The 19,227-nt window shown below is 63.0% G+C and carries 24 protein-coding genes; 15 read left to right on the top strand and 9 right to left on the bottom strand.

Annotated elements, in window-relative coordinates:
- Window positions 1-14: 14 nt before the first annotated feature.
- Genes WIF35_RS15070 through WIF35_RS15060 form a run of 3 tightly spaced genes read left to right on the top strand, consistent with a single transcriptional unit; the run spans window position 15 to window position 2,221 of the window.
- Window positions 15-866 (top strand): neutral zinc metallopeptidase, encoded by an 852-nt coding sequence (locus WIF35_RS15070; protein ID WP_412479045.1) that lies wholly within the window; start codon window positions 15-17, stop codon window positions 864-866.
- A 3-nt stretch (window positions 867-869) separates the two neighbouring features.
- Window positions 870-1,409, top strand: coding sequence for a protein disulfide oxidoreductase (locus WIF35_RS15065; protein WP_412479044.1), 540 nt, complete (start codon window positions 870-872; stop codon window positions 1,407-1,409).
- The gene (locus tag WIF35_RS15060; protein WP_412479043.1) at window positions 1,406-2,221 is read left to right on the top strand and encodes a peptidoglycan DD-metalloendopeptidase family protein; all 816 of its coding nucleotides are present in this window, start codon (window positions 1,406-1,408) and stop codon (window positions 2,219-2,221) included. Before WIF35_RS15065 ends, WIF35_RS15060 begins: the two co-directional genes overlap by 4 nt.
- Window positions 2,222-2,268: 47 nt before the next feature.
- Here the strand turns inward: WIF35_RS15060 and WIF35_RS15055 are convergent, their stop codons facing one another.
- Complete coding sequence (locus WIF35_RS15055; RefSeq protein WP_412479042.1) at window positions 2,269-2,394, bottom strand: hypothetical protein; 126 nt, start codon at window positions 2,392-2,394, stop codon at window positions 2,269-2,271.
- Between the two features lie 68 nt (window positions 2,395-2,462).
- Between WIF35_RS15055 and WIF35_RS15050 the strand changes: the two genes are divergently transcribed.
- Window positions 2,463-2,786, top strand: a complete 324-nt coding sequence (locus tag WIF35_RS15050; RefSeq protein ID WP_412479041.1) for a hypothetical protein — start codon at window positions 2,463-2,465, stop codon at window positions 2,784-2,786.
- Here the strand turns inward: WIF35_RS15050 and WIF35_RS15045 are convergent.
- The gene (locus WIF35_RS15045) at window positions 2,777-3,319 is read right to left on the bottom strand and encodes a hypothetical protein (RefSeq protein ID WP_412479040.1); all 543 of its coding nucleotides are present in this window, start codon (window positions 3,317-3,319) and stop codon (window positions 2,777-2,779) included. The two genes, WIF35_RS15050 and WIF35_RS15045, sit on opposite strands and share 10 nt — an antisense overlap.
- A gap of 17 nt (window positions 3,320-3,336) precedes the next feature.
- A complete protein-coding gene (locus WIF35_RS15040; RefSeq protein WP_412479039.1) occupies window positions 3,337-3,684 on the bottom strand; it encodes a RidA family protein in 348 nt (115 codons plus the stop codon).
- A 330-nt stretch (window positions 3,685-4,014) separates the two neighbouring features.
- On the opposite strand from WIF35_RS15040, the gene WIF35_RS15035 reads away from it, so the two are divergent.
- From WIF35_RS15035 to WIF35_RS15010, 6 genes are all read left to right on the top strand, one after another.
- On the top strand, window positions 4,015-4,602 hold the full coding sequence (locus tag WIF35_RS15035) for a hypothetical protein (protein ID WP_412479038.1): 588 nt from the start codon (window positions 4,015-4,017) through the stop codon (window positions 4,600-4,602).
- A gap of 8 nt (window positions 4,603-4,610) precedes the next feature.
- Window positions 4,611-5,753: an efflux RND transporter periplasmic adaptor subunit gene (locus tag WIF35_RS15030; RefSeq protein WP_412479037.1), complete on the top strand. Its 1,143-nt coding sequence runs from the start codon at window positions 4,611-4,613 to the stop codon at window positions 5,751-5,753.
- A gap of 6 nt (window positions 5,754-5,759) precedes the next feature.
- Window positions 5,760-6,443: an ABC transporter ATP-binding protein gene (locus WIF35_RS15025; RefSeq protein WP_412479036.1), complete on the top strand. Its 684-nt coding sequence runs from the start codon at window positions 5,760-5,762 to the stop codon at window positions 6,441-6,443.
- A 4-nt stretch (window positions 6,444-6,447) separates the two neighbouring features.
- Entirely contained in the window at window positions 6,448-7,656 is a 1,209-nt protein-coding gene (locus WIF35_RS15020) for an ABC transporter permease (protein ID WP_412479035.1), read from the top strand.
- Window positions 7,657-7,720: 64 nt separating this feature from the next.
- On the top strand, window positions 7,721-8,920 hold the full coding sequence (locus tag WIF35_RS15015) for an ABC transporter permease (protein WP_412479034.1): 1,200 nt from the start codon (window positions 7,721-7,723) through the stop codon (window positions 8,918-8,920).
- Window positions 8,921-8,993: 73 nt separating this feature from the next.
- Window positions 8,994-9,434 (top strand): MaoC family dehydratase, encoded by a 441-nt coding sequence (locus WIF35_RS15010; protein ID WP_412479033.1) that lies wholly within the window; start codon window positions 8,994-8,996, stop codon window positions 9,432-9,434.
- Between the two features lie 86 nt (window positions 9,435-9,520).
- Here the strand turns inward: WIF35_RS15010 and WIF35_RS15005 are convergent, their stop codons facing one another.
- Both WIF35_RS15005 and WIF35_RS15000 read right to left on the bottom strand, forming a co-directional pair.
- Window positions 9,521-10,831, bottom strand: a complete 1,311-nt coding sequence (locus WIF35_RS15005; RefSeq protein ID WP_412479032.1) for a pseudouridine synthase — start codon at window positions 10,829-10,831, stop codon at window positions 9,521-9,523.
- A complete protein-coding gene (locus WIF35_RS15000; RefSeq protein ID WP_412479031.1) occupies window positions 10,828-11,172 on the bottom strand; it encodes an FKBP-type peptidyl-prolyl cis-trans isomerase in 345 nt (114 codons plus the stop codon). The genes WIF35_RS15005 and WIF35_RS15000 overlap by 4 nt, the downstream gene beginning before the upstream one ends.
- A gap of 129 nt (window positions 11,173-11,301) precedes the next feature.
- On the opposite strand from WIF35_RS15000, the gene rplU reads away from it, so the two are divergent.
- The 4 genes from rplU (at window position 11,302) to proB (ending at window position 14,251) form a co-directional block, all read left to right on the top strand.
- Window positions 11,302-11,613, top strand: coding sequence for a 50S ribosomal protein L21 (rplU, locus tag WIF35_RS14995; RefSeq protein ID WP_412479030.1), 312 nt, complete (start codon window positions 11,302-11,304; stop codon window positions 11,611-11,613).
- Window positions 11,614-11,635: 22 nt separating this feature from the next.
- Window positions 11,636-11,899: a 50S ribosomal protein L27 gene (rpmA, locus tag WIF35_RS14990; protein ID WP_412479029.1), complete on the top strand. Its 264-nt coding sequence runs from the start codon at window positions 11,636-11,638 to the stop codon at window positions 11,897-11,899.
- Window positions 11,900-12,032: 133 nt separating this feature from the next.
- Entirely contained in the window at window positions 12,033-13,133 is a 1,101-nt protein-coding gene (cgtA, locus tag WIF35_RS14985; RefSeq protein WP_412479028.1) for an Obg family GTPase CgtA, read from the top strand.
- A complete protein-coding gene (proB, locus tag WIF35_RS14980) occupies window positions 13,130-14,251 on the top strand; it encodes a glutamate 5-kinase (protein WP_412479027.1) in 1,122 nt (373 codons plus the stop codon). The genes cgtA and proB overlap by 4 nt, the downstream gene beginning before the upstream one ends.
- 144 nt (window positions 14,252-14,395) lie before the next feature.
- Here proB and WIF35_RS14975 read toward each other — a convergent pair whose 3' ends face one another.
- The 4 genes from WIF35_RS14975 to WIF35_RS14960 form a co-directional block, all read right to left on the bottom strand.
- Window positions 14,396-15,538, bottom strand: coding sequence for a porin (locus WIF35_RS14975; protein ID WP_412479026.1), 1,143 nt, complete (start codon window positions 15,536-15,538; stop codon window positions 14,396-14,398).
- Window positions 15,539-15,711: 173 nt separating this feature from the next.
- Window positions 15,712-16,500 carry an indole-3-glycerol phosphate synthase TrpC gene (gene trpC / locus WIF35_RS14970; protein ID WP_412479025.1) on the bottom strand — a complete coding sequence of 263 codons (789 nt, stop codon included), beginning with the start codon at window positions 16,498-16,500 and terminating at the stop codon, window positions 15,712-15,714.
- Window positions 16,501-17,529 (bottom strand): anthranilate phosphoribosyltransferase, encoded by a 1,029-nt coding sequence (gene trpD, locus WIF35_RS14965; protein ID WP_412479024.1) that lies wholly within the window; start codon window positions 17,527-17,529, stop codon window positions 16,501-16,503. It abuts the gene before it with no gap.
- Window positions 17,526-18,098, bottom strand: coding sequence for an aminodeoxychorismate/anthranilate synthase component II (locus tag WIF35_RS14960; protein WP_412479023.1), 573 nt, complete (start codon window positions 18,096-18,098; stop codon window positions 17,526-17,528). The genes trpD and WIF35_RS14960 overlap by 4 nt, the downstream gene beginning before the upstream one ends.
- A gap of 111 nt (window positions 18,099-18,209) precedes the next feature.
- On the opposite strand from WIF35_RS14960, the gene WIF35_RS14955 reads away from it, so the two are divergent.
- Entirely contained in the window at window positions 18,210-19,220 is a 1,011-nt protein-coding gene (locus WIF35_RS14955) for a glycosyltransferase family 2 protein (RefSeq protein ID WP_412479022.1), read from the top strand.
- Window positions 19,221-19,227: the final 7 nt, after the last annotated feature.

Raw genomic sequence — 19,227 nt, 5'->3', positions numbered from 1 at the left:
CCGCAGGAGGCCGCATGCGCATCGACGACTACCGTGACAGCGACAACGTGGAAGACCGCCGCGGCGGCGGTTTCGGCGCGGGCGGCTTGGGCATCGGCGGCGTCGTGCTGGCGCTGGTCATCAGCTACTTCACCGGCATCAACCCGCTGACCCTGCTCGGCATCATGGAGCAGACGCCGCTCGCCCAGCACACCGCCCCGGCCGCCCACAAGCCGCCGGCCGACGACCGCAGCGCCCGCTTCGTTTCCAAGGTGCTGGCCTCGACCGAGGACGTGTGGACCACGACCCTGCGCGAGAACGGCAAGCAATACGAGGCGCCCAAGCTGGTGCTGTTCACCGGCCAGACGCCGACGGCCTGCGGCACCGGCCAGACGGCGATGGGTCCGTTCTACTGCCCGGGCGATCGCAAGGTGTACATCGATCTCGCCTTCTATCGCGAGCTGGAAAGCCGCTTCCACGCCCCCGGCCAGTTCGCCCAGGCCTACGTGATCGCGCACGAGGTCGGCCATCATGTGCAGAACCTGCTCGGCATCGCCGGCAAGGTGCATCGCGCCCAGCAGCAATCGGGCAAGGTCGAGGCCAATGCGCTGTCCGTGCGCATGGAGTTGCAGGCCGATTGCCTGGCCGGCGTCTGGGGCAAGCGCGCCAACGACATGCGCAGCATCCTCGATCCGGGCGACCTCGAAGCCGCACTGAACGCGGCCACGGCCATCGGTGACGACCGCCTGCAGCAGCAAAGCCAAGGCCGCATCGTGCCCGAGAGCTTCACGCACGGCACCTCGGAGCAGCGCGTACGCTGGTTCCGCCGCGGTTTCGAAACCGGCGACATGGGCCAATGCAACACCTTCAAGGCCGAGCGGTTGTAAGCCTTGTCCGAGCCGACGCCTGAACCTAGCGAAAAAGCGCCGCGCTGGCGGCGTTGGCTGCTCGAAGGCCTGATCTTTTTCGCCGCCTTCATCGCCTTCCAGTTGTGGCAGACGCGCGGTGCAGCGCAAGGCCCAGCCCCGGCATTCGCCGGCACGCTGGTCAGCGGCCAGAGCTTCGACCTGAACGCCTGGCGCGCCGCCCATCCCGGCCAGCCGGCGCTGATCTATTTCTGGGCCGAATGGTGCGGCATCTGCCGGACCACGGCCGGCAACGTCGCGGCCATCGGCGAGGATTGGCCGGTCATCACCATCGCGGCCGAATCAGGCGATGCCGCCGCCGTCGCCAAGACAATGGCCGAGCGCGATTATCGCTGGCCGACGCTACCCGATCCGTCGGGCAGCATCCTGCGCCAATACGGCCTGCGCGGCGTGCCGGCCTTCATCGTCATCGACCCGGACGGCAACATCCGCTCGACCCAACTCGGCTACACCAGCGAAATCGGCCTGCGCCTGCGCTTGTGGTGGGCCGCTCGCAACACATGAAAAAACACCTTCTGGTTTTTGCCCTTTTTGGCCTGTGCACCGCAGCAGTCCGCGCCTTGCCGCAAAACAGCCCAGTGCCCGGCGGCATCGCGGTGCTCGACCTCGGTCCGCAAGGCCAGCCGACCCCGAGCGCCCGCTGGGCCGACCGACCGCTCGCCGTCGTCTCGGAAAATGGCCACTGGTACGCCCTGCTCGGCATCCCGCTCGATACCCTGCCCGGCGAACTGGATGTTGCGGTGACGCAAGGCGCCGCCAAACGCAGCCTCGTTGTACCGGTCCGTCCGAAGAACTACCCGGAGCAGCGCCTGACCATCAAGGACAAGCGCAAGGTCGAACCGAATCCCGACGACCTCGCCCGCATCGCTCGCGAGCAGAAAATCACAGAGGCCGTGAAGCAGCGTTTCAGCGACGCCATGCCCGACACCACCTTCAAGCTGCCGGCCAATGGCCCCTTGTCGTCGCGCTTCGGCCTCAAGCGCATCTTCAACGGCCTGCCGCGCAACCCGCACGCCGGGCTGGACGTCGCCGTCGGCACCGGCGCCCCGGTGCATGCACCGGCCGATGGCGTCGTGGCCAATACCGGCGATTATTTCTTCAATGGCAACACGGTCTTCATCGACCACGGCCAGGGCCTGATCAGCGCCTACATGCACCTGTCGCGCGTCGATGTGCGCGAAGGACAGAAAGTCAGGAAGGGCGAACTGATCGGCGCCGTCGGCGCCACCGGGCGGGTCACCGGGCCGCACCTGCACTGGGCCGTGATCATGAACAACACGCCGGTCGATCCGGAACTGCTACTCAGCCGCCCGTAAACGCAAGAAAGGCTGCCGCAGCAGCCTTTCTCACGCACGCAGCGAGCTTACATCTTCGGTTTCGAAGGCGTGCTCATCTGTTTTTCGTCCTTGGCCTTGTCACCGCAAGCGATGGCCGAGGTGGCGCCTACCGCGAACAGCGCGGCGAGCATGAGGGACAACACTCGTTTCATGAGAGACCTCCAGGTAAAGGGAAGCTGTCGTTTGAACAAATATTGGAATTTAGGTTCATCATTTCGCGATGGACGAACAGATCATCCACCTGCACCGTAGCGCCCCGGCCAAACCGCCGGTCGGTGCGCCGTGCAACGGCTGCGGCGTGTGCTGCGCGGTCAGCACCTGCCCGGTCGCCCGCCTGCGCTTCCTGCGCGCGGCCGGCCCCTGCCCGGCACTGGCCTGGTCGGCCGAGCAAGGCCGCTACCTGTGCGGTCTGCTACAAAGCCCGGGCCGCTATTTCGCCTGGTTACCCCGCCGAGCGGAAGACATCGCCCGCCGCTTGCTCAGCCGCTGGATCGCCGCCGGTGTCGGCTGCGATTGCGACGTCGAAGTGGGCAATCAGCACTGATCCGTCGGCTGGAGGTGGATGCGCACCACGCGCGGCGAGAACATGAACAGTGCCTTGGGCGGATCGAGATCGTTCAGTAGCCAGCCGAAATTGAGCATCCAACACCAGCCGGTCGAGCCGATCGGCTCGACGTATTTCCATTGCCAATACGGCTTCTTTTCGATGCTCATCGTGCCGTAGTGGCCGTTGTTGCAATTGATCGTCGGATCGCCGTGGATGGTGCGCGGCCCGTCGTTGGGCGCGGCGATCGGGCCCCATTTGAAACCGTACAGGCTGTTGCGATACAGCCACTGCACCATCGACCAGTAATCGCCGTTGTGCGTCGCCTTCCAGTTGTTATCGCCGAGCAGGCTGTTATCCGGCGTATCGAACCAGGCCAGCCAGGTCGGCAGGCGCGGCTCCACGGCCATGCCGTGATTGTTGTCGATCGGCCCCATGCGCGGCTGGGCGAACAGCGGCAAAAAAGGCGTGATGAAAAAGGCGATCACCGTCATCACCAACAAAGCCACCAGGCAAAGTAACCAGCGCAACATGATGTCTCCCCCTTGGCTCAGGCCGTTGCCGCGGTCAGCGCGATCTCGACCCGGTATTCCGGCTTGGCCAGGCGCGCCTGCACGCAGGCCCGGGTCGGCGCGCAGCCTTCCGGCACCCAGGCATCCCAGACGGCGTTCATCGCGTCGTAATCGGCCATGTCGCTCAGGTAGATAGTCGCCATCAGCAAGCGGCTTTTGTCACTACCGGCCTGGGCCAGCAGACGCTCGACGCCGGCCAGCATGTTCTCCGTCTGGGCGGTGATGTCGCCGTCGAGATTGGCCGGCACTTCGACCAGATAAACAGTGCCGTTGTGCACGACGCTGTCGGAATAGCGGCGGGTCGTGCCGTGACGTTGAATGTTCATTTTTCTTCCCCCTGAAAACAGGAAGCCCATGCAACGAGGGCATGGGCTTCGGTTACTGCCCCCCGGCACTCGGCCGAGGTATGCGGCTTAACGCCGCGCTGGAGTGCTACACGGTAATCTCAAGAACTGCTTCCTGTGACAACTGCCATAGAATCTCCTACAGCACAGCAGGGTACTGCCACCACATATCGGGGCTTGCTGCGAACCTCGATACGGCTCCAGATTACCACTCCGCAGAAAAAAATCCATACCCTTTTTTGCCGAGCGAACGGTTGGTCATTCGGCGGCAATCGGTCAGAATAACGTCATCGTCTGCCCACCCCGGTTCCCATGGACAACCTGATCAAGGACACCGCAACCCTCGAGCTCTTCTGCTGGCTGGAACCGGGTGCCGAATTGCCGGGCTGGGACATCCTCAAAGGCAGCCCGTTCGGCGCAACGCTGGCCGCCCCCGAAGGCGGCGCGCCGACACCGGGCGACCAGTTGATCTCGGTACAGAACTACTTTGCCGAGTATCACCTCGAATACTTCCGCCAGCGTCGCTACAACCACTTCCCCAGCCGCCTGCACGCGCTGCTGCTGTTTGCCACGCGCACCGACGCGATGACCTTCCGCACCAAGCATCCGCAGCGCGTCTTCGGCAAGAACCTGACCTGCGCCAAGACCAAGGGCGGCTACATCTGCTCCTTCCATGACGCCAGTTGGCTCGACTACCTGCGCCTGCCGCACAGCCTGTCGCTCGGCGCGCTCGACGAGGTGGCGGAATACTATTGGTCGGGCAAGACGGTCGAGGAAGTCGGCCTCACCTTCATGGACGAACCCTGGCGCGAGCCGCCGGTGATCGAGGCGCTGTATCAGGGCGCACTCGAACCGGTCTGGGGTTATCAGCAGTCGGGCTGGCTGCCCGGCTTTCGTTAGGAATCACCATGCGTCGCATCGCCATCATCGTTGTCGTCGTCCTGTTGCTGGCCGGCGGGCTGTTCATGCTGTCCCGGCCCCAGCCCATTCCGGTTGTCCTCAAGGAAGTCGCTGAAGGCCGCGTCGAATCGACCCTGGCCAACACCCGCGCCGGCACCGTCGATGCCTGCCAGCGCACCAAGCTGTCGACCATTCTCGGCGGCCGCATCGAATACCTCGGCGTCAAGGAAGGCGACCATGTGAAGAAGGGGCAATTGCTGCTCAAGCTGTGGAACGACGACCAGCAGGCCCAAGCCACCCTAGCGCAGACCCAGATCACGCTGGCCGCGCGGCGTAGCGACGAAGCCTGCATTTCTGCGGTGAACGCCGAAAACGAGGCAAAAAGGCAGGCCGAGCTGCGTACCAAGGGTTTCGTCTCGAGCAGTAAGGAAGAAGCCGCCCGCACCGAGGCCGAGGTCAAGCGTGCTTCCTGCAACACCACGAAAGCCGACGTAGCACAGGCCGAAGCCAAGCTCAAGGCGACCCGTGTCGAGCAGGGCCGCGTCGTGCTCTACGCACCCTTCGACGGCATCGTCGCCAAGATCGTCGGCGAACTGGGCGAATACTCGACCCCTTCGCCCCCCGGCGTGCCGACACCACCGGCCATCGACCTGATCGACGATTCCTGCCTCTATGTCACTGCCCCGATGGACGAAGTGGATGCGCCCAAGATCGCCAAGGGCCAACCCGTGCGCATCACGCTCGACGCTCTGCCCGGCCAGGTCATTCCCGGCAAGGTACGGCGTGTCGCGCCCTATGTCGTCGCTGTCGAAAAGCAAGCGCGCACGGTCGATATCGAAGTCGATTTCGACGATCCGGCCAAGGTCGGCCAACTGCTGGTCGGCTACAGCGCCGACGTCGAGATCGTGCTGGCCGGCCGCGACAAGGTGCTGCGTATTCCCACCGCCGCTATCCAGGAAGGCGGCAAGGTGCTGGTATACAACCCGGATACTGGGAAGCTCGACGAACGCCTGATCAAGACCGGCCTCGCCAACTGGGAATACACGGAAATCACCGAAGGCCTGAAGGCTGGCGAGCGCATCGTCACCTCGCTCGAACGCGCCGGCGTCAAGGCCGGGACCAAGGTCGTTCCCGACGACAAAGCCAAGTAGCCGGCCATGCCGCTGATCGAACTCTCCGGCATCGAACGCCGCTTCCTGCTCGGCGATACCACGGTGCACGCGCTGGCCGGGCTGAATCTGACCATCGAGGCTGGCGAATACGTTGCCGTGATGGGCCCTTCCGGCTCCGGCAAATCGACTCTGCTCAACCTGCTCGGCCTACTCGACCGGCCGAACGCCGGCACCTACCGCCTGGAGGGGCGCGACGTGACGACGCTGACGCCCGACGAACAGGCCAAGGTGCGCAGCGCGCGCATCGGCTTCGTCTTCCAGAGCTTTCACCTGGTACCACGCCTGACCGCTGCCGAGAACATTGCCTTGCCGATGACGCTGGCCGGTTTTTCCCCGGCCGAGCGCGATCAGCGCGTCGCTCAGGCGCTCAAGGACTTCGGCCTCGACCAGCGTGCCGATCACAAGCCGGACCAGCTGTCCGGCGGCCAGCGCCAGCGTGTCGCCATCGCCCGCGCCACCATCATGCAGCCACCGCTGATCCTGGCCGACGAGCCGACCGGCAATCTCGACCGCCACACCGGCGACGAAGTCGTTCGCCTGCTTGAAGAACTCAACGGGCGCGGCGTCACGCTGGTCGTCGTCACCCACGACCCGACGCTCGGGGCGCGCGCCCGGCGGCAACTGGTCATGGAAGACGGCCGTCTGAAATCGGACAGCGCGGTGGGCTGAGGCCATGCGCCTGATCGACACCCTGCGCTTCGCCCGCGATGCCGCCACCGGCTACCCGGTGCGTACGGCACTGTCGGTGCTGGCCATGGCCATCGGCGTCGCCGCTGTCGTGCTGCTCACCGCGCTGGGCGACGGCGCGCGGCGTTATGTCGTCGGCCAGTTTTCCTCGCTCGGCACCAATCTCGTCATCGTCCTGCCCGGCCGTTCCGGCACCGGCGGCTTCAACCCGGCCAACGCCATCACCAGTACGCCGCGCGATCTGACCATCGACGATGCCGCCAGCCTGCGCCGCCTGCCCGGCGTGCGCCGCGTCGCCCCGCTCGCCGTCGGCACCTCGGAAATTGCCTTCGGCGGCAAGCTGCGCGAAGCGATGGTGGCCGGCTCCACCGCTGAATTCATCCCCATCCGCAATTTCGAGCTGGCGCAGGGCAAGGCGCTTCCGGACGACGACTGGAATCGTGGTGCCTCGGTGGTCATCATCGGTGCCAAGATTCGCGAAGAGGTGTTCGGTGCGCAGCCGGCCCTCGGCCAACTGGTGCGCGTCGGCGACCGCCGCCTGCGCGTGATCGGCGTGCTGGCGCCGACCGGCCAGGGGCTAGGCATGAATACCGACGAGTTGCTGATCGTGCCGGTCGCGCTTGCGCAGGCGATGTTCAACTCCAATACCCTGTTCCGCGTCATGCTCGAAGCCAACAGCCGCGAGCAGATTCCCGCCGTCAAGGACGCGGCGCTGACACAGCTCAAGCAACGCCATCGCGGCGAAGAGGACATCACGGTGATCACCCAGGATGCGATCCTCGCCACCTTCGACAAGCTACTGGGCGCGCTGACCATGGCGGTGGCCGGCATCGCCGCCATCAGCCTGGCCGTGGCCGGCATTCTGGTCATGAACGTGATGCTCGTCGCCGTCACCCAGCGCACCGGCGAGATCGGCCTGCTCAAGGCGCTTGGCGCACCAGCCCGCACCATCCGGCTGGCCTTTTTGACCGAGGCGGCGATGCTCTCCGCCGTGGGGGCGTTGGTCGGCTACCTGCTCGGGCAGATCGGCGCCTTCGTGCTGCGCCTCGTCTTCCCGCTCTTTCCCGCCTACCCGCCGGATTGGGCGGTCATTGCCGGGCTGGGCACGGCCATCGGCACGGGCTTGCTGTTCGGTTTCCTGCCAGCCCGCCGCGCCGCCCTGCTCGATCCCGTGCAAGCTCTGATGAAGCACTGAAAAATGGCCCAAAAGCACAGTGCACCGCAGCAGTCGCCCAAAATGCCGAAAGGCAGGTGCTGACATGCGCTGGCGCGACGCCATCGACCTCGCCGTGCGCGCCATTTCGGCGCAGCGCCTGCGCAGCTTTCTGACGCTGCTCGGCATCACGGTCGGCATCGCTTCGGTGATCCTGCTCACCTCCATCGGCGAGGGCATCCATCGTTTTGTGCTGGGCGAATTCTCGCAGTTCGGCACCAACAACATCACTGCAGTCGCCGGCAAGACCAAGACCGGCGGCGCGCCCTCCGGCCTGCCCTCCAGCGCCCGGCCGCTGACATTGGATGACGCCAAATCGCTCGAACGCCTGCCGCATATCCTCGCCGTGACGCCCAACATCCGCGGCAACGCCGAAGTGGAAGGCAACGGCCGCACGCGGCGCACGCAGATTTATGGCGTCAATGCGCAGTCGCAGAAGGTGTTCAAATCGACCGTACGCAGCGGTCGATTCCTGCCCGACGAGGACGAGCGCAGCGCCCGCGCCTTCGTCGTGCTCGGCAGCAAGCTGAAGGACGAGCTGTACGGCAGCGAGAGTCCGCTCGGCCAGCGCCTGCGCATCGGCGGCCTGCATTTCCGCATCATCGGGGTGATGGAGCCGAAGGGTCAGTTCCTCGGCATCGACATCGATGATGTCGCCTTCATCCCGGCGGCCCGCGGCCAGGAGCTGTTCAATCGCGAGGGCGTCGATGAAATCAACCTCGCGGTCGAAGATGGCGTGCCGGCCGCCCTGGTCGCCGAGCGCATCAAGGCGCGGCTGATCGAACGCCACGGCCGCGAGGATTTCACGCTGGTGACGCAGGAAGAGATGTTGAAAACGCTGTCCAACATCCTCAATGTGCTGACCATGGCGGTTGGTGCGCTGGGCGGCATTTCACTGCTGGTGGGCGGCGTCGGCATCGTCACCATCATGACCATCGCCGTCAGCGAGCGTACCGGCGAAATTGGTTTGCTGGTTGCGCTGGGCGCGCCGCGGCGCACCATCCTCGGCCTCTTCCTCGGCGAGGCAGTAGCGCTCTCCGCTCTCGGCGGCCTGCTCGGGCTGCTGCTCGGCATCGGCCTAGCCCAACTGATCCACCTGCTGCTACCCGCGCTGCCGGTGCATACGCCGCTCAGCTTCGTCCTCCTTGCCGAAGGCATCGCCATCGCCATCGGCCTCGCTGCCGGCGTCCTGCCTGCCCGCCGCGCGGCCCGCCTCGACCCGGTCGAGGCCCTGCGTACCGAGTGACCACCATACGCTGACGTATGTTAGAGTTTATCTTTCCGCCGTTCCAATCAAATAACGAACAAGGAGTTCCAGCATGACGACCTATCACATCGACCAACTGCACCCCGGCATGTCCGCCAGCACGTCCAAGACCGTGACCGAAGCCGACATCATCCTGTTCGCCGGCATTTCGACCGACGTGAACCCGGCCCACCTCGACGAGGAATACTGCAAGGGCACGATGTTCGGCACCCGCATCGCCCACGGCATGCTGTCCGCCGGCTTCATCTCCGCCACGCTGGCCAACAAGCTGCCCGGTCCCGGCACCATCTACCTGTCGCAAACCCTGAAGTTCAAGGCCCCGGTCAAGCCGGGCGACACCGTCACCGCCACCGTCACCGTGCGCGAAGTGAATGTCGCCAAGAACCGCGTCATCCTCGACACCGTGTGCACCGTCGCCGGCAAAACCGTGATCGAAGGCGAATGCCTGATGATGCCGCCGGTCCGCGCTGCCGCACCGACCGGGACGGTCTAAGTCCGCAGGCTGACCGCCCAAAGAAAACGCCGGCTTGAAGCCGGCGTTTTTCATTGCTGCGGTGCACTGGGCAAAAAGGCCAAAAATCAGAAGGCCTCGCCCTCGCGCAAAAAGCGCCATTGCCCCATCGGCAGGTCGCCCAGGCGGATGCGCCCGATGCGCACGCGCTTCAGGCCGATGACCTTCAGGCCGACCAGTTCGCACATACGGCGAATCTGGCGCTTCTTGCCTTCCTTCAGAATGAAGTGCAGCTGGTCTTCGTTCAGTTGCTTGACCCAGGCAGGTTTCAAGGCTTTGCCGTCGAGTTCCAGGCCGTGACGCAGCAGTTCCAGCCCGCCCGGGATCATCTGGCCGGAAACGCGCACCAGATACTCCTTCTCCGCATCGCTATCCTCGCCGATCAGTCGCTTGGCGACACGACCGTCACTGGTCAGCACCAGCAAGCCGGTCGAATCGACGTCCAGTCGCCCGGCCGGGGCCAGGCCGCGCAGCATCCACGGCTTGAATTCCGGACCGCCCGAGTTGGGCAACTGATTTTCGGCGGTGATCAAAGTCACCGCCGGCACACAATCCGGCTCCGGCTGACCTGAGACATAACCGACCGGCTTATGCAGCAGGATGGTCACGGCCTTGGCCTGATCCTTCGCCGCTTCCTTGGAAATGGTGATCTCGGCCGCGGGGTCGATACGGGTGCCGAGTTCGCTGATCTGTTCGCCATCGACAAAAACCCAGCCGCGCTCGATCCACAGATCGGCCTCACGGCGCGAGCAGATGCCGCGCTCTGACATCACTTTGGACAGACGAACGCCACTCGGGGCCTCGCCCTCCGCCTTGATCGATGCCGGCTGCTGCGCCGGAGCGCCCTTGGCGGCCGACCACTCGCCCTCGACGCGCGTCACACGCCCACTGTCGGCAGACTTCGCCCAGGGATTTTCATTGCGCCGCTCAACGGTCTTGGCCCACGGGTTTTCGTTACTACGGGTGTCGCTACGACCGCCGGAACGGCGGTCGTAGCGGCTGTCGGTACGATTACCCGAGCGTTCCGATCCCGCGCCGCCGGTGCGTTCGCCCTTGCGCTCACCCGACTTTTCCCAAGGCTTGCCAGCCGGGCGCTCATCGCGCCGTTCGGTCCGACCTTCGCGCGGCTTGCCCGGCTTTCCTTTGCTCTTCTCGGGAAGCGAAGCGGCCTTGACGACCTTGCGCACGCTCAAGGTGCCGACCGGACGTTGCGGCTCGGACGGCACTTCGCCCGCAGGTGTCGCTTCGGCGACCGGCTTGGCCGCTGGTGCTTCCTCGGTTTTTGCCGTTTTTTCTTCGTGCACCGCAGGAGCGGCCGGCTTGCGCCATTTCGCCCACGGATCCGTGGGCGGCAGGTCCTTGCGGTCGTCGTCGCTCATTGCAGGTCGAGCAGTTCGACTTCGAAAATCAGCGTGGCGTTCGGCGGAATGACGCCACCAGCGCCGCGAGCACCGTAGCCAAGATGCGCCGGAATGGTCAGCTTGCGGGTGCCGCCGATCTTCATGCCCTGCACGCCTTCATCCCAACCCTTGATGACATGCCCCTGTGCCAGCGGGAACTGGAAAGGATCGTTGCGGTCCTTGCTCGAATCGAACTTGCTACCGTTGGTCAGCCAGCCGGTGTAATGCACGGTGACGAATTGACCGGCCTTGGCTTCGGCGCCCGTGCCTTCGACGGTATCTTCGTAGATCAGGCCGGAGGCCGTGGTGATTTCAGCCATGAAAGTTCTCCTTTTTCAAAGGCGGCAAGTTTACCATAAGCCATTGAAAAGCCTTTGACTTATCGGAATTTTTCCGTATAATGCGCGGTTCTTTGTAGTACCCTTTGTTTCATTTCCGGAGTCCAACCCATGTATGCGGTCGTAAAAACCGGTGGTAAGCAGTATCGCGTTACCGCTGGCCAAAAACTTAAAGTAGAACAGATACCGGCAGACGTTGGCGCAGAAATCACTCTCGATCAGGTCCTCATGGCAGGCGAAGGCGAGAGCGTGAAGATCGGCGCCCCCTTCATCGCTGGCGCCTCCATCAAGTGCACCGTGGTTTCCCACGGCCGTCACGACAAGGTCAAGATTTTCAAGATGCGCCGTCGCAAGCACTACCAGAAGCGTCAGGGCCATCGTCAGAACTACACCGAACTGCGCATCGATTCGATCGCTGCCTAAGTTCAGAGAAGGAGCTAGCTAAATGGCACACAAAAAGGCAGGCGGTAGTTCGCGTAACGGCCGCGACTCACAGGCAAAACGTCTCGGCGTCAAGCGCTACGGCGGTCAGTTCGTTCTCGCCGGCAACATCATCGTTCGCCAGCGCGGTACTGAATTCCACCCGGGCGAAAACGTCGGCTGCGGCAAGGATCACACCCTGTTCGCACTGAAGGACGGCATCGTTCAGTTCGCCGTCAAGGGCGCCAAGCAGCGCCGCACGGTGACCATCGTTCCGGCCGCCGAATAATTCGGCGAGGCGGAACCCAGAAAAGCCCTATCCGCCGGATAGGGCTTTTTGCTTTATTGCCCTGCGCATTTGCCACAGAAAGTGCTCAGCGCAATGAAATCCTTAAGCCCCGCGGCGGGCAGAGAGAAACAGCATGAAATTCATCGACGAAGCCAAGATCTACATTAAGGCCGGTGATGGCGGCAACGGCATCGCCACCTTCCGCCGCGAAAAATACATCCCGATGGGCGGCCCCAACGGTGGCGACGGTGGTCGCGGCGGCAGTGTCTACGTGGTCGCTGACCGCAACATCAACACCCTGGTCGATTATCGCTACACCCGCAAGTTCCTCGGCCAACGCGGAGAGAACGGCGGTAGCGCCGATTGCTACGGCAAGAGCGGCGACGACATCGTCCTGCGCATGCCGGTCGGCACCGTCATCACCGACCTCAATACCGAACAGGTCCTCGCCGACCTCGACAAGCACGACAAGAAAGTTCTGCTCGCCAAAGGTGGCAAGGGCGGCCTGGGCAACACCCACTTCAAGTCCTCGACCAATCGCGCGCCGCGCCAATGCACCAAGGGCGACCCCGGTGAAGAGTTCGAAGTCAAACTCGAACTGCGGGTACTGGCCGACGTCGGCCTCCTTGGCATGCCCAATGCCGGCAAGAGCACGCTGATCCGCGCCATTTCCGCTGCCCGCCCGAAGGTGGCCGACTACCCCTTCACGACGCTGCATCCGAACCTTGGCGTGGTCCGCGTCGATGCTGAAAAGAGCTTCGTCGTCGCCGACGTACCTGGCCTGATCGAAGGCGCTGCCGACGGCGCCGGCCTCGGCATTCGTTTCCTGAAGCATTTGCAGCGCACCCGCATTCTGCTGCACCTTGTCGACGTCGCCCCTATCGACCCGGACGCCGATCCGGTGCATGACGCCAAGGCTATCGTCGATGAATTGGCCAAACACGACCCCGCACTGGCCGACAAGCCGCGCTGGCTCGTACTGAACAAGCTCGACCTAATCCCGGAGGAAGAGCGCGAGGAAAAGATTGCCGAGTTCCTTAAGGCCTACAAGGAGGCCTCCGGCTACGACGGCCCGGTTTTCCCGATTACCGCCATCACCGGCGACGGCACCCGCCCGCTGATCTTCGCGCTGCAAGAAGCCCTGGAAAAGATGACGCCGCCCGACATCGAACTGGACGATGAAGCAGAGGAAGGCAGCGAAGGCGAAGAACCGGAAGCTACGGAGGACGAATGAGTCGCACCCGTCTTGCCAACGCCAAGCGTTTTGTCGTCAAGGTCGGCTCGGCCCTCGTCACCAATAACGGCACCGGCCTTGATCTCGCCGCAATCTCCGACTGGGCCAAACAGATCAGCCAATTGCGCAGCGAAGGCAAGGAAGTCGTCCTCGTCTCATCCGGCGCTGTAGCCTGCGGCGTGCAACGCCTGGGCTGGGATCGCCGCCCAGCGACCGTACACGAAAAGCAGGCCGTCGCCGCCATTGGGCAAGCCGGCTTGGTCGAAGCCTATGAACACGCCTTTAGCCAGCATGGATTGGTTACCGCCCAGATTCTGCTGACCCACGACGACCTGGCCGACCGCAAGCGCTACCTCAATGCCCGCTCGACACTGACCACCCTGCTCAACCTTGGCGTCGTGCCGATCATCAACGAAAACGATACCGTCGTCACCGACGAGATCAAGTTCGGCGACAACGACACCCTCGGCGCCCTGGTGGCCAACCTGATCGAAGCCGATGCACTGATCATCCTGACCGACCAACAAGGTCTCTATACGGCTGACCCTCGCAAGGACCCTAACGCCACGCTGATCCAGGAAGCCACCGCGGGCGACGAATCGCTCGAAGCCATGGCCGGCGGCGCCGGCAGCCGCGTCGGCACCGGCGGCATGATCACCAAGGTCATCGCCGCCAAACGCGCCGCCCGCAGCGGTGCGCACACGGCCATCGCCAACGGCCGCGAGCAAGCCCCCATCGTTCGCCTTGCTGCTGGTGAGCCGGTTGGCACGCTGCTCGTATCTCACACCCAACCGCTGGCCGCCCGCAAGCAGTGGCTGGCTGACCATCTGCAGCTAGCAGGGAAACTGCACCTCGACGCTGGTGCAGTCGCAGCGCTCAAAGCCGGCAGAAGTCTGCTGCCGATCGGCGTACTTTCAGCCGAAGGCGATTTTGAACGCGGCGCCGCCGTCGCCTGCATCAGCCCCGAAGGCACCGAAATTGGACGCGGCCTGACCAACTACGGCATCGGCGAAACCCGCCTGATCGCTCGCAAGGCCACCGCCGAGATTGAGGAAATCCTCGGCTACATCGACGAACCCGAGTTAATCCACCGTGACAATCTTATCCTGACAAACTGATCAGGCGACACCGCAAAAAGAACAAAAAAGCCCGCGAAAAGCGGGCTTTTTGCAGCCTACCAAGTAGACAACTTATGTGATTAACAAAAGCAAACAGCCACCCTCAGGTGGCTGTTCTGCAGATCTAAAACTAGCTAGGCTAGATTAGAAAGCGTGGTTGATACCAAAACCAATGATCTGCGAGTTACCGCCAACTTGGGAAGTAGAGTTGGTAGCAAGGGAGGTTGCGTTAGCAGCACCAGCAGCACCACCCCAGGTGTTGGTAATGGACTGATCCTGGCCATTCACGTAAGTGTAACCAGCATACAGCTTGGTACGCTTGGACAGCGAATGGATGTAACCCAGGTTATAGGCGGTCAGGTTATCCGAGCCAACATTATTGGTATGGCCAGTGGAGCCGTAGAAGCCACGCGCGACACCTGCAACAACGCTACCCTTGGCCATAACCGGAACGGTTACGCCAGCGACGATCTTCTGGTTGTTTTCGGTGCCAAGGCCATTAACCTTCTGGTTAACATACATGGCATTAAGCTTGACCACGCCGAAATCATAGGTGGCGCCCAAACCGATCTCGCGGACATCATCGCTAGCAACGGTGTTGCTGGCGTTCAAGCGAGCGAACACACCACCAACTTGCAGCGGTCCGTTAGCATAGGAAACGTGCAGCAGGGAAGCGGAGGAGTCAACTGCCTGGTTGGTGGTATTATTGGTGATACCCACGCCATTGGCGTTTTCGCTAACGCGAGCGTGGTTCAGCGCAACGGTCACACCACCGAACGACGGCGAGATGTAGGCAACAGCGTTGTTTGCACGGCCGTTCGAACCACAAGACAGCAGGGCGCCGACGCCAACGCGCTCGCTGACGTTGAAGGCACCACCAGCCAGGCCGCCGGAGTAGGCGCAACCGAAGTCATAACCAGCGTGCTGCAGACGGCCAGCAACAACGGTACCCAGAGTCGCGGAGCTCAGACCGACCATTTGCTGACGAGCAGCCGTACCGGACCACGGAGCATCAGCAACGCCAACGCCAGTGTTGTTATCCATGGCGATAGCGTATTCCAGGGTGAACAAAGCCTTCAGGCCATTACCCAGATCTTCGACACCCTTGAAGCCGATACGGGAACCGGACAGCAGGCCGCTGTCAATGCTGTTCTGAACGTTCTTGCCAGCAGATTGCTGGTAAGCATAGCCAACGTCGGCGATACCGTAGATGGTGACGTTGGTTTGAGCGAAAGCGGCGGAAGAGGCCAGGCCAGCGATAGCCAGAGCGATGATCTTCTTTTGCATCAGAGAATCTCCTTAGTGGTTAGTTTTTAGTTGCCCCTCGCAGGACAACTAAGCTTTACCTCTCGGATTGAGAAGTTGAATTCGATTGTCGCAAAGGGCAAAGCGTCCTAGCAACGGGGTTTTGCGGGTTTTGGCACACTAACGCTCGAATTGTTGTGCCGACGCAACACCGCTTATGAAAATAGACGAGCCAGCTCGGCTCCGGGATTTTCAGCGCGCATGAACGCTTCACCCACCAGGAAGGCATTCACCTGATGCTCGCGCATCGTCGCCACATCGGCTGGCATCAAGATGCCGCTTTCAGTCACAACAATCCGATCCGCCGGGATACGCTGCAGCAAACCCAGCGTCGTATCCAGCGTGACTTCGAAGGTGCGCAAATTACGGTTGTTGATGCCGAGCAATGGCGTCTTGAGTTGCAAGGCAGCATCCAGCTCCTCGCCGTTATGCACCTCGACCAGCACCGCCATGCCGTAGGCCATCGCCCGCGCTTCCAGGGTTTGCATTTCGGACAGGGAAAGCGCGGCAGCGATCAGCAGGATGCAATCGGCACCCATCGCACGGGCCTCAGCCACCTGATAGGCATCGACCATGAAATCCTTGCGCAGCACCGGCAGGGCGCAGGCGGCGCGGGCTTCCAGCAGATACTCGGGACAGCCCTGGAAATATTGACGGTCGGTGAGCACGGACAAACAGGCTGCGCCATGCTGTTCGTAGCTGAGTGCAATTTCGGCAGGCCTAAAGTCGGGACGGATGACACCTTTCGACGGACTGGCCTTCTTGATCTCGGCAATGACCGCGGCCCGACCGGCGGCGATCTTGTTGCGGATCGCACCGACGAAATCGCGCGTCGCGGGCTGCGCTGCCGCTTCGGCCTCAACGACAGCCAGCGGCTTCACCGCCGACGCAGCGACAATCTCATCGCGCTTGGTGGCGATAATCTTGTTAAGAATGTCGCTCATTTATTTCGCCCCCAGTCGTTGCGTGCTCTGAACGAACTGATCGAGCTTGGCGCGCGCCGCACCGCTGGCGATGGCTTCGCGTGCCTTGACGATGCCGTCGCCGATGCTGTCGACTGCATTGGCAACGTACAACGCAGCCCCCGCATTCAGACAGACGATCTCGCGTGCCGGACCGGGCTGATTGTCGAGCACACCGAGAAGGGTGGCTTTCGACTCTTCCGCACTGGAAACACGCAGGTTGCGTAGCGACTGCATCTGCAAGCCGAAATCCTCGGGGTGAATCTCGTATTCGCGGATTTCACCGTCCTTTAGCTCGCCAACCATGGTGGCTGCCCCCAGGGATATTTCGTCGAGGCAATCCTTGCCATGAACCACGAGAACGCGCTCCGCTCCCAGGCGCTGCATAACGCGCACCAGGATACCGACCAGGTCGGGGTGAAAAACGCCCATCAGGGTATTCGGCGCCCCAGCCGGATTGGTCAATGGGCCGAGGATATTGAAAATGGTACGGACCCCCATCTCGCGGCGCACCGGGGCGACGTGCTTCATTGCACTGTGATGATTCGGGGCGAACATGAAACCGAAACCGGTCTCCTCGATGCAGGCGGCAACCTGCTCGGGCGACAGCATGATGTTGGCCCCAAGCGCCTCCAGTACATCGGCGGCACCGGAACTGGAGGAAACACTGCGCCCGCCATGCTTGGCCACCTTGCCACCGGCCGCGGCAACCACAAAAGCCGCCGTCGACGAAATATTGAAGCTATGGGCAGCATCGCCGCCGGTACCGACGATATCGACAAAATGCTTGTCGTAAGGCACCTTGACCGGCGTCGCCAGCTCGCGCATGACAGTGGCGGCAGCGGCGATTTCGCCGATGGTTTCCTTCTTGACGCGCAGGCCGGTGATGATGGCGGCGATCATGACCGGCGACACCTCGCCCGACATGATCTGGCGCATCAGCGAGATCATCTCATCATGGAAGATTTCGCGATGCTCGATGACGCGCTGGAGCGCAGCTTGCGGGGTCATTTCTTGTGCTCCACGAGAAAATTCTTCAACAGGTCGTGACCGCGCTCGGTCAGGATGGATTCGGGATGGAACTGCACGCCTTCGACCGCCAGCGTCTTGTGGCGCACACCCATGATCTCGCCGTCTTCGGTCCAGGCGGTGATCTCCAGGCAATCCGGACAGCTGGCGCGCTCGATGGCCAGCGAGTGGTAGCGGGTGCAGGTCAAGGGATTGGGCAAGCCCTTGAACACACCGACATCCTTGTGGTGCACCGGCGAGACCTTGCCATGCATCAATTGCTGGGCATGCACGATCTTGCCGCCGAAGGCTTCGCCGATCGACTGATGGCCGAGGCAAACGCCGAGCAGCGGAATCTTGCCGGAAAACTCCTTGATCGCCGCCAGCGAAATGCCGGCCTGCGCCGGCGCGCACGGCCCCGGCGAAATCACTAGGTAGTCCGGCTTCATCTGGGCGATTTCGGCAAGCGTGATCGCATCGTTGCGGAAGACCTTGACCTCCTGCCCCAGCTCTCCGAAATACTGGACAAGGTTGTAGGTGAAGCTGTCGTAGTTGTCGATCATCAGCAACATGCTGGCGATTCCTTGTTGTTGCGTAAGCCGGTGATTTTACATTAAAGGCCACGGCCACAGCCGGGCGAGGGGCTTTAATGTAAAATCCCGCCTTTACCGCCGGATCGAACCATGAACGCCGCCCATTCCCTGCCCCCGCACACGCTTTCCATCGTTGTCCCCGTCTATAACGAGGAAGACAACGTCGCGCCGCTGGTCAAGCGCGTCCATGAAGCCCTGACCGGCTACCAGCATCCGTGGGAACTGGTGCTGGTCGACGATGGCAGCAGCGACGCCACCGTGGATCGCGGCCTGCAATCGGCCAAGGAATACGGCCCGCACGTGCGCATCGTCGAGCTGACCCGCAATTTCAAGCAGACCGCTGCCATGCAGGCCGGCATCGACGCTGCCCGTGGCGACGTGATCGTGACCATGGACGGCGATTTGCAGAACGACCCGATCGACATTCCGCGCATGGTCGGCCGCCTGCTCAACGAGGACCTCGACCTCGTCGCGGGCTGGCGCAAGAACCGCCAGGACGGCCTCCTGCTGCGCAAGATTCCGTCCAAGATCGCCAACCGCCTGATCGCCCGCCTGACCGGCGTCAAGCTGCGCGACTACGGTTGCAGCCTGAAGGCCTACCGCGGCGACGTCATCAAGCGCGTGCGCCTGTATGGCGAAATGCACCGGTTCATCCCGGCCTGGATGGCCACCGTGACCACGCCGCGCCGCATCGCCGAGGAACCGACGACGCACCATCCACGTACCGCCGGTGTTTCCAAGTACGGCATTTCGCGCACTTTCCGCGTCATCCTCGACTTGATCGCGGTGTACTTCTTCATGCGCTTCCGCGCCCGCCCCGGCCACTTCTTCGGCGGCATCGGCCTCGGCCTGACGGCGCTTTCCGGACTCGTGCTCGGCTGGCTGGCCTGGGTCAAGTTCGGACTCGACGAGCCGATCGGCGGCCGTCCGTTGCTCATCGTCGCCATCGGCGGCCTGATTGCCGGCGTGCACTTCATCACCACCGGCGTGCTGTCGGAGCTGCTCGCCCGCATTTACTACGAAACGGGCACCATCCGCTCCTACACCGCCCGCCCCGAGCCCGCACTGGCCGCCGACGAAGGCTGGCACAAGCCGACCTGACCCCTGC

The organism is Azonexus sp. IMCC34839 (genome assembly GCF_047047955.1).
Lineage (GTDB): Bacteria > Pseudomonadota > Gammaproteobacteria > Burkholderiales > Rhodocyclaceae > Azonexus.
This window is presented reverse-complemented; position numbering and strand designations above follow the sequence as displayed.

Excerpts from the sequence above, each read along its gene's own strand:
- WIF35_RS15070 (WP_412479045.1), top strand. The coding sequence starts at position 15 with ATGCGCATCGACGACTACCGTGACAGCGACAACGTGGAAGACCGCCGC.
- WIF35_RS15060 (WP_412479043.1), top strand. The coding sequence starts at position 1,406 with ATGAAAAAACACCTTCTGGTTTTTGCCCTTTTTGGCCTGTGCACCGCA.
- WIF35_RS15055 (WP_412479042.1), bottom strand. The coding sequence starts at position 2,394 with ATGAAACGAGTGTTGTCCCTCATGCTCGCCGCGCTGTTCGCGGTAGGC.
- WIF35_RS15050 (WP_412479041.1), top strand. The coding sequence starts at position 2,463 with ATGGACGAACAGATCATCCACCTGCACCGTAGCGCCCCGGCCAAACCG.
- WIF35_RS15045 (WP_412479040.1), bottom strand. The coding sequence starts at position 3,319 with ATGTTGCGCTGGTTACTTTGCCTGGTGGCTTTGTTGGTGATGACGGTG.
- WIF35_RS15040 (WP_412479039.1), bottom strand. The coding sequence starts at position 3,684 with ATGAACATTCAACGTCACGGCACGACCCGCCGCTATTCCGACAGCGTC.
- WIF35_RS15035 (WP_412479038.1), top strand. The coding sequence starts at position 4,015 with ATGGACAACCTGATCAAGGACACCGCAACCCTCGAGCTCTTCTGCTGG.
- WIF35_RS15030 (WP_412479037.1), top strand. The coding sequence starts at position 4,611 with ATGCGTCGCATCGCCATCATCGTTGTCGTCGTCCTGTTGCTGGCCGGC.
- WIF35_RS15025 (WP_412479036.1), top strand. The coding sequence starts at position 5,760 with ATGCCGCTGATCGAACTCTCCGGCATCGAACGCCGCTTCCTGCTCGGC.
- WIF35_RS15020 (WP_412479035.1), top strand. The coding sequence starts at position 6,448 with ATGCGCCTGATCGACACCCTGCGCTTCGCCCGCGATGCCGCCACCGGC.
- WIF35_RS15015 (WP_412479034.1), top strand. The coding sequence starts at position 7,721 with ATGCGCTGGCGCGACGCCATCGACCTCGCCGTGCGCGCCATTTCGGCG.
- WIF35_RS15010 (WP_412479033.1), top strand. The coding sequence starts at position 8,994 with ATGACGACCTATCACATCGACCAACTGCACCCCGGCATGTCCGCCAGC.
- WIF35_RS15005 (WP_412479032.1), bottom strand. The coding sequence starts at position 10,831 with ATGAGCGACGACGACCGCAAGGACCTGCCGCCCACGGATCCGTGGGCG.
- WIF35_RS15000 (WP_412479031.1), bottom strand. The coding sequence starts at position 11,172 with ATGGCTGAAATCACCACGGCCTCCGGCCTGATCTACGAAGATACCGTC.
- rplU (WP_412479030.1), top strand. The coding sequence starts at position 11,302 with ATGTATGCGGTCGTAAAAACCGGTGGTAAGCAGTATCGCGTTACCGCT.
- rpmA (WP_412479029.1), top strand. The coding sequence starts at position 11,636 with ATGGCACACAAAAAGGCAGGCGGTAGTTCGCGTAACGGCCGCGACTCA.
- cgtA (WP_412479028.1), top strand. The coding sequence starts at position 12,033 with ATGAAATTCATCGACGAAGCCAAGATCTACATTAAGGCCGGTGATGGC.
- proB (WP_412479027.1), top strand. The coding sequence starts at position 13,130 with ATGAGTCGCACCCGTCTTGCCAACGCCAAGCGTTTTGTCGTCAAGGTC.
- WIF35_RS14975 (WP_412479026.1), bottom strand. The coding sequence starts at position 15,538 with ATGCAAAAGAAGATCATCGCTCTGGCTATCGCTGGCCTGGCCTCTTCC.
- trpC (WP_412479025.1), bottom strand. The coding sequence starts at position 16,500 with ATGAGCGACATTCTTAACAAGATTATCGCCACCAAGCGCGATGAGATT.
- trpD (WP_412479024.1), bottom strand. The coding sequence starts at position 17,529 with ATGACCCCGCAAGCTGCGCTCCAGCGCGTCATCGAGCATCGCGAAATC.
- WIF35_RS14960 (WP_412479023.1), bottom strand. The coding sequence starts at position 18,098 with ATGTTGCTGATGATCGACAACTACGACAGCTTCACCTACAACCTTGTC.
- WIF35_RS14955 (WP_412479022.1), top strand. The coding sequence starts at position 18,210 with ATGAACGCCGCCCATTCCCTGCCCCCGCACACGCTTTCCATCGTTGTC.